Source organism: Kitasatospora purpeofusca (assembly GCF_034043715.1).
Classification (GTDB): Bacteria; Actinomycetota; Actinomycetes; order Streptomycetales; family Streptomycetaceae; genus Kitasatospora; species Kitasatospora purpeofusca_A.
Map to the genome: position 1 here is coordinate 98,400 of NZ_JAXCLC010000022.1, position 7,336 is coordinate 105,735.

Genomic DNA, 7,336 nt, shown 5'->3' on the forward strand with positions numbered 1-7,336 from the left:
GTTCAGGTGGCGGACGGTCAGGACTTCTTGACCGGCGGGACGCCGGCGAGCGGGCCGAGGCAGAGCACGTAGCGCTTCTTGTTCCAGCGGCGGCCGCTCTTGCCCGAGACGGTGCTGGTGGTTCCGGCGGTCTCGCGGCACCTGCTGGTGTCGGTGGTGGACTCGAACTTGGCGAGCACCTTGTAGTTCGCCTTGCCGTCGGTGCACTTGACCACCGAGACGTCGCGCGAGCCGGAGGCCTTGACGCAGTCGCCGGCCTTGGCGCTGCCGACGCTGGGGCCGGTGACGAAGTAGCCGACGATCAGGGCGATCACACCCAGGACCAGGCCGACCGCCTTCAGCCGGGCCTTGCCGCGGCCCTTGGCGGCCGGTCCGGGCTGCGGGGCGGCCGGCGGGTAGCCGTGCGGCGAGGGCTGTCCGTGGGGGCCGGGTGCCTGCGGGGCCTGCGGGTAGGGCGCGGGCGGGTAGGGACCCTGCGGGTGGCCGGGCTGCGGGTGGCCGGGCTGCGGGTAGGGCTGGGCCGCCTGCGGCGCGGCGGGGTAGCCGTAGCCGGGCGGGGGCGGCGGTGCGCCGTAGCCCGCGGGTACCGGCTGGGGCGGGCCGTACGGCGGGGGCGCCGGGTGACCGTAGGGCTGCGGCGCCGGCGCGGCACCGTAGCCAGGAGGCGGTCCGTACGGACTGGGTGGTGTGCTCATCAGATTGTCCCCCGAGACAGAGTGCTGCCGCTGCGACAGATCTGACGTACCTTAGCGACTCGGAACGACGCTTTCCGGGCGCAGGGGCCGCCCGGGCGGACAGCCGTGGTCAGCGGGCCGGGTCGCCGGGGAGCGGCCCGGTGCGGCGGGCCGCGCGCAGGTAGAGCGCGGCCGAGGCCGCGTACACCAGGGAGACGCCGGCCACGACCGCGGCCGAGCGGCCGGAGAGCGGCAGCACCAGTGCGGTGACCAGGGCGGCGGCCACGAAGGCGACGTTGAAGAGCACGTCGTAGATGGCGAAGATCCGGCCCCGGAACTCGTCCTCGACCGACTCCTGCACCACGGTGTCGGCGCAGATCTTGGTGCCCTGGGTGACCACGCCGAGCAGCAGCGCCGCGATCAGGCAGGGCACCAGGTTGAAGCCGAGGCCGAGCGCGGGCACGAAGACCACCGGGGCGGCCAGGCAGAGCGTCATCCAGCCGGCCAGCCCGAGCCGGCGGCTGCACCAGGGGCTGATCACCGCCGCGATGAAGAACCCGGCGGCCGAGAGGCCGACCGCCTGGCCCAGGGTGGCCAGACCGGCCGCGCTGTCCGCCGGGTCGTTGAAGGTGTACCGGGCGAGCATCACCAGGACGACGATCAGCACGCCGTAGCAGAACCGGGCGGCGGTCACGGCGGCCAGCGCGTGCGCCGCCGGGCGGCGGTCCCGCACCAGGTGGGTGACGGCGGCCCGCAGCTCGCGGGCGGCCTGGGCCAGGGCCTGGCCGATCGCGGGCCGGCCGGGGTGGTTCCCCGGGCCGAGCAGGTCCTTGTCCATCCGCAGCGCGGCCAGCGCGGCGGACAGGTAGAGCAGCGCGGCCAGGCTCACCAGGGCGGCGTCGGCCCGGGGGCCCGGCGGCATCAACTGGTGCAGCAGGAAGCCGAGACCGCCGCCGATGGCCGCCGCGACGGTGCCCAGAGTGGGGGAGAGCGCGTTGGCGGTCACCAACTGCTCGGCCCGCACCACCCGGGGCAGCGCGGCGGACAGTCCGGCCAGGATGAACCGGTTGAGCGCGGTGACCAGCAGCGCGGAGGCGAAGAAGAGCCAGGTCGGCGCCTGGGCCAGGAGCAGCCCGCCGGTGAGCAGGCCGAGTCCGAAGCGGCCCAGGTTGCCCAGGTAGAGCACCTGCCGGCGGCGCCAGCGGTCCAGCAGGACGCCGGCGAAGGGGCCGATCACCGAGAACGGCAGCAGCATCACGGCCAGCACGGAGGCGATGTCGGCGGGCGAGGACTGCTTCTCGGGGGAGAAGACGACATAGGCGGCGAGCGACACCTGGAACACGCCGTCGGAGAGCTGGGACAGCACCCGGGCGGTCAGCAGCCGGCGGAAGTCGCGGCCGCGGAGCAGGCCGAAGAGCGTGGCGCGGTGCGCGGCACGGTGGGTACTGCCGTTCTCGGTGATCGCCACCCGCTCAGGGTGCCATGGATCCGGGCGGTGTTTCACGTGAAACATTCGCCGGGAAAAGGTGAACGGGCCCGCGGTCGTGGAGACCGCGGGCCCGTTCGGTGCTCAATGACTCAGCACGGGGTGGAGCGGGATCAGCGCTCGACCTCGCCGCGGATGAACTTCTCGACGTTCACGCGGGCCTCGTCGTCGAAGTACTGGACCGGCGGGGACTTCATGAAGTACGAGGAGGCCGACAGGATCGGGCCACCGATGCCGCGGTCCTTGGCGATCTTCGCGGCGCGCACGGCGTCGATGATGACACCGGCCGAGTTCGGGGAGTCCCAGACCTCGAGCTTGTACTCCAGGTTCAGCGGGACGTCGCCGAACGCGCGGCCCTCGAGGCGGACGTACGCCCACTTGCGGTCGTCCAGCCAGGCCACGTAGTCCGAGGGACCGATGTGGACGTTATTGGCGCCCATGTCGCGGTCGCGGATCTGCGAGGTGACGGCCTGGGTCTTGGAGATCTTCTTGGACTCCAGGCGCTCGCGCTCGAGCATGTTCTTGAAGTCCATGTTGCCGCCGACGTTCAGCTGCATGGTGCGCTCGAGGACGACACCGCGGTCCTCGAACAGCTTGGCCATCACGCGGTGCGTGATGGTCGCGCCGACCTGGGACTTGATGTCGTCACCGACGATCGGCACACCGGCCTCGGTGAACTTGTCCGCCCACTCCTTGGTGCCGGCGATGAACACCGGGAGGGCGTTCACGAAGGCGACCTTGGCGTCGATGGCGCACTGGGCGTAGAACTTGGCGGCGGCCTCGGAGCCCACCGGCAGGTAGCAGACCAGGACGTCGACCTGGGCGTCCTTCAGGACCTGGACGACGTCGACCGGGGTCTCGTCCGACTCCTCGATGGTCTCCCGGTAGTACTTACCCAGGCCGTCGAGGGTGTGGCCGCGCTGGACCGTGATGCCGGTCGGGGGCACGTCGCAGATCTTGATGGTGTTGTTCTCGGACGCCGTGATGGCGTGCGCGAGGTCCTGGCCGACCTTCTTGGCGTCGACGTCGAAGGCGGCGACGAACTCGACGTCACTGACGTGGTAGTCACCGAACTGGACGTGCATCAGCCCGGGGACCTTGCCGGCCGGGTCGGCGTCCTTGTAGTACTCGACACCCTGCACCAGCGACGTGGCGCAGTTGCCCACACCCACGATGGCTACGCGAACCGAACCCATTCCCGGTTGCTCCCTGTGATCTCATGAGCGCCGCCGAAGGTCGGCGGTACTCGTCCTGCTTATTTCGATGACTGCTGACGGGCGCATGACGCGCCCACTCCTGCCCGCGCGGCACAGGGCTGACGCGGACTCAGCGCTCCTGGGCGGAACGCCCCGGGCGGTCGTGCGGTGGCCCGGGCGGGTCCACGGACCCGTCCTCCTGGCCTCGGCCGTCCGAAGTCTGGGGTACTGCGGAACCGGTCCCGCCGGCGGGCGCCCCGGTCCGACCGGAGCGGTTGGCCCGCTCGGTCTCGATCAGCTCGTTCAGCCAGCGGACCTCGCGCTCCACCGACTCCAGTCCGTGCCGCTGCAGTTCGACCGTGTAGTCGTCGAACCGCTCGCGGGCCCGGGCCAGCGAGTTGCGCATCCGCTCCAGGCGCTCCTCCAGCCGGCTGCGGCGGCCCTCCAGGACGCGCATCCGCACGGCCCGGTCGGTCTGACCGAAGAAGGCGAAGTGCACACCGAAGTGCTCGTCCTCCCAGGCGTCCGGGCCGGCGTCGGCGAGCAGCTCCTCGAAACGCTGCTTGCCCTCGGCGGAGAGCCGGTAGACGATCTTGGACCGCTTGCCGTTGAGCGCGGTGGCCGGCACGTACTCGACGTCCGGGTTGTCCTCGACCAGGAAACCCTGGGCCACCAGGCTCTTCAGGCAGGGATAGAGCGTCCCGTACGAGAAGGCACGGAATGAGCCGAGCAGGACGTTGAGCCTCTTGCGCAGCTCGTAACCGTGCATCGGGGCGTCGTGGAGCAGTCCGAGAACGGCGAACTCCAGCACTCCTGAGCGTCTGCCCACTGCCTTCGTCCTCCCTTCTCCGGTCGGTCCGCGACCCGCCTCGATCGGCGGTATGCCGTTCCGATGTATCGGCTCGATATATCGAGAACAGTAAGCCTGGGTCCGCGAACGGGCAAGGGGGACGCGCGTGAATGTGATCACAAGACGACGCGCGGGTGTGCTTGGCAACGGGCGTGTAATGATCTGTTGCCGTTTTGCGGTTAATGGCGATTGATGCCCGATTAGTTCGGATTCGGAGCTGCGTACGCTGTCGCGTGTGCACGAGGACCACCTCCGGGATCAGGGCGGTTACGGGCATCGGACGTGGACCCTGCCTTCAGGCTCGACCGGCCTGGCGAGGAGTAGCTGGAAGATGAGCGAACGACGGCGCAGGTCGCCCGGCGGCGACGGTCGCCCGCCGGGCGGCGGCAACGGACGGTCGGAAGGAACCGGGCGCGACGAGCTGGGCTCGGAGGGTCTGGGCCGACGGCGCCCGCCGGGCACGCGGGACACCGCCCAGCAGCCCCGGATGACTCGTGCCGAAATGCGGAAGGCCGCCCAGAAGGGCGGCCGTCGCGGTGCCGAGACAGCGGCCGGCGGCGCGGCCGCCGGCGGGGGCGGCGCCCCCGGAAAGAAACGGTTCATCGACTACCCGCGCTTCGGCAAGCAGGGCGTCCGCCGCTGGCTGCCCTCCTGGCGGCAGTGGCTGAGCGCGGTGCTGCTCTTCGCCGCGGTCTGCGTGGGAGGGGTCTTCTACGTCTACCAGAGCACCAGGATCCCGCCGCTGAACGCCCTGGTGAACGACCAGAACAACATCTACTACTGGGCCGACAACACCGAGATGGTCCGCAAGGGCGAGACCAACCGGCAGATCGTCGAACTGGGCGACATCTCGCCCAACCTCCAGAACGCGGTCATCGCGGCGGAGAACGAGACCTTCCGCACGGACAGCGGCATCGACCCCAAGGGCATGCTGCGCGCGGTCGTCAACATGGCCAAGGGCGGCGAGACCCAGGGCGCCTCGACCATCACCCAGCAGTACGTCAAGAACGCCTACCTGACCCAGGAGCAGACTCTCAGCCGCAAGGTGAAGGAGTTCTTCATCACCCTGAAGGTCAATCAGGAGTACGAGAAGCCCGACATCCTCAAGGGCTACCTCAACACCAGCTGGTTCGGCCGCGGCGCGACCGGCGCCCAGGCCGCCGCGCAGGCGTACTACGGCGTCAACGCCAAGGACCTCGACCTGTGCCAGAGCGCGATGCTGGCCGGCCTGCTCAAGGGCGCGTCGTACTACGACCCGACCATCAAGGCCAACCAGGCCCGCGCCGAGGAGCGCTGGAAGTGGATCCTCGACCGGATGGTGGAGACCAAGAACACCACCGCCGAGGAGCGGGCGAAGTGCGCCGCCTTCCCCACCCCGATCAAGCAGGTCCCGTCGGCCAATATGAACGGTCAGATCAGCTACATGGTCGAGACCGCCAACAAGTACGTCATGGCCAAGGACCCGACGATCGACCAGCGGGCGATCGACAAGGGCGGCTTCAAGATCTACACGACCTTCCAGAAGGACAAGGTCGAGGCCCTGAAGAAGGCCGTGGACGACGTCAAGGCGGAGACCCTCAACGTCCAGAAGCGCCCGAACAACGACAACTTCGTCCAGTTCGGTGCCTCCAGCATCGTCCCCGGTGACGGCGCGATCGTCGCCATCTACGGCGGCGAGGGAGTGGAGAACGGGAACTTCGGCAACAACGCCGACGCCCAGGGAGTCCAGGTCGGCTCGACCTTCAAGCCCTTCGTACTGGCCACTGCCATGCAGACCGGCGTGCTGACCGCGACCGACGACAAGGGCAAGCCCAAGCGGATCAACGCCGACAGCCGCTACCTGTCCGACGACCTCTCGGAGATCCGCAAGCCGGACGGCTCGCTGCTGCTAGGTGACGACGGCAAGCCGTACCGGCAGCGGAACGAGGAGAAGGGCAAGCGCGGCTACGTCTCGCTGCGGATGGCCATGCAGTACTCCTACAACGTGCCCTTCGTGCAGTTGAACCAGGACGTCGGCGGCCAGAACGTGATGCAGATCGCCGAGGCGCTGGGCATCCGCAAGGAGAGCATCGAGAAGGAGTCGAAGACCGCGACCTTCCCGCTCGGCGTCTCCACCGTCAGCCCGATCCGGATGGCGGACGCCTACGCGACCTTCGCCGCCAGCGGCAAGCAGGCCGAGCCCTACTCGGTCGCCAAGGTCCTGGTGGACGGCAAGGAGCGGCCCGGTTTCGGCAAGCACGAGACCAAGCAGGCGGTGGAGGCGGTGGTCGCCGACAACATCACCGACGTGCTGGTGAACGTGGCGCAGAACGGTACCGGTAAGAAGACCAACACCCTCGGCCGCCCGGTGGCCGGCAAGACCGGTACCACCGACGAGAACAAGTCGGCCTGGTGGGTCGGCTACACCCCGCAGCTGGCCACCAGCGTGGCGATGTGGCGCGAGGACCCGACCGCGCACGAGCGGCTGTCGCTGAACGGCACCGGCGGCAAGGACTCGGTGCACGGTGGTGACGTCCCCGCGGACATCTTCACCCGGTACATGAAGGCCGCGCTGGCCAACGAGAAGAAGCTGAACTTCCCGACCCCGCAGCCGGTCGGGTCGCAGGTCGACTCCTCGGGCGCGCCGAGCACGGCGAGCGCCGTGCCGACCCCGACCACGACCGAGAGCGTGACCGCTCCCCCGGTCGACCCGAACGCCGGGCAGCCGACCCAGCCGCCGGCCACCCAGGCGCCGGCCTGCGTCCCGGGCGTCGACTGCCCGGGCACCGTGCCCACCCAGCCCGGTCCGACCAAGACCAACCCGAACCCGGGCGGCGGTACCACCGGCGGCGGCACGACCGGTGGCGGCACGGCCGGCGGTGGCGGTACCGGCGGTGGCGGTACGGCCGGTGGTGGCGGGACGACCGGCGGCACGACCGGTGGCACGACCGGCGGCGGCACCACGCCCTCGCCGACCTGCCTGCTCGGTCCGATCGGCTGCAGCACGCCGACCCAGCCGGCGACGCCGACCCCGGACCCGGGCGGCGGGCCGGGCGGTGCGACCGGCGGCGCGACCAGCAAGCCGCCGAAGCCCTCCGCCTCACCCTCGCCGGGCAGCGGCAACGCCGTGGTGCCGTAGCACGCGGCGACC

General features: G+C 70.2%; 5 protein-coding genes. 1 reads left to right on the forward strand and 4 read right to left on the reverse strand.

Annotated features, from left to right (window positions below; all coding sequences use genetic code 11):
- Positions 1-17 precede the first annotated feature (17 nt).
- The 4 genes from SM793_RS14105 to SM793_RS14120 all read right to left on the reverse strand — a co-directional run bounded on the left by SM793_RS14105 (position 18) and on the right by SM793_RS14120 (position 4,185).
- Positions 18-695, reverse strand: a complete 678-nt coding sequence (locus SM793_RS14105; protein WP_320438501.1) for a hypothetical protein — start codon at positions 693-695, stop codon at positions 18-20.
- A gap of 109 nt (positions 696-804) precedes the next feature.
- Positions 805-2,142 (reverse strand): MFS transporter, encoded by a 1,338-nt coding sequence (locus SM793_RS14110; protein WP_320438502.1) that lies wholly within the window; start codon positions 2,140-2,142, stop codon positions 805-807.
- A 131-nt stretch (positions 2,143-2,273) separates the two neighbouring features.
- Entirely contained in the window at positions 2,274-3,356 is a 1,083-nt protein-coding gene (locus tag SM793_RS14115; RefSeq protein ID WP_320438503.1) for an inositol-3-phosphate synthase, read from the reverse strand.
- A gap of 130 nt (positions 3,357-3,486) precedes the next feature.
- A complete protein-coding gene (locus tag SM793_RS14120) occupies positions 3,487-4,185 on the reverse strand; it encodes a PadR family transcriptional regulator (protein WP_045938886.1) in 699 nt (232 codons plus the stop codon).
- 508 nt (positions 4,186-4,693) lie between these two features.
- Here SM793_RS14120 and SM793_RS14125 point away from each other — a divergent pair.
- The gene (locus SM793_RS14125; RefSeq protein ID WP_320438504.1) at positions 4,694-7,324 is read left to right on the forward strand and encodes a transglycosylase domain-containing protein; all 2,631 of its coding nucleotides are present in this window, start codon (positions 4,694-4,696) and stop codon (positions 7,322-7,324) included.
- Positions 7,325-7,336: the final 12 nt, after the last annotated feature.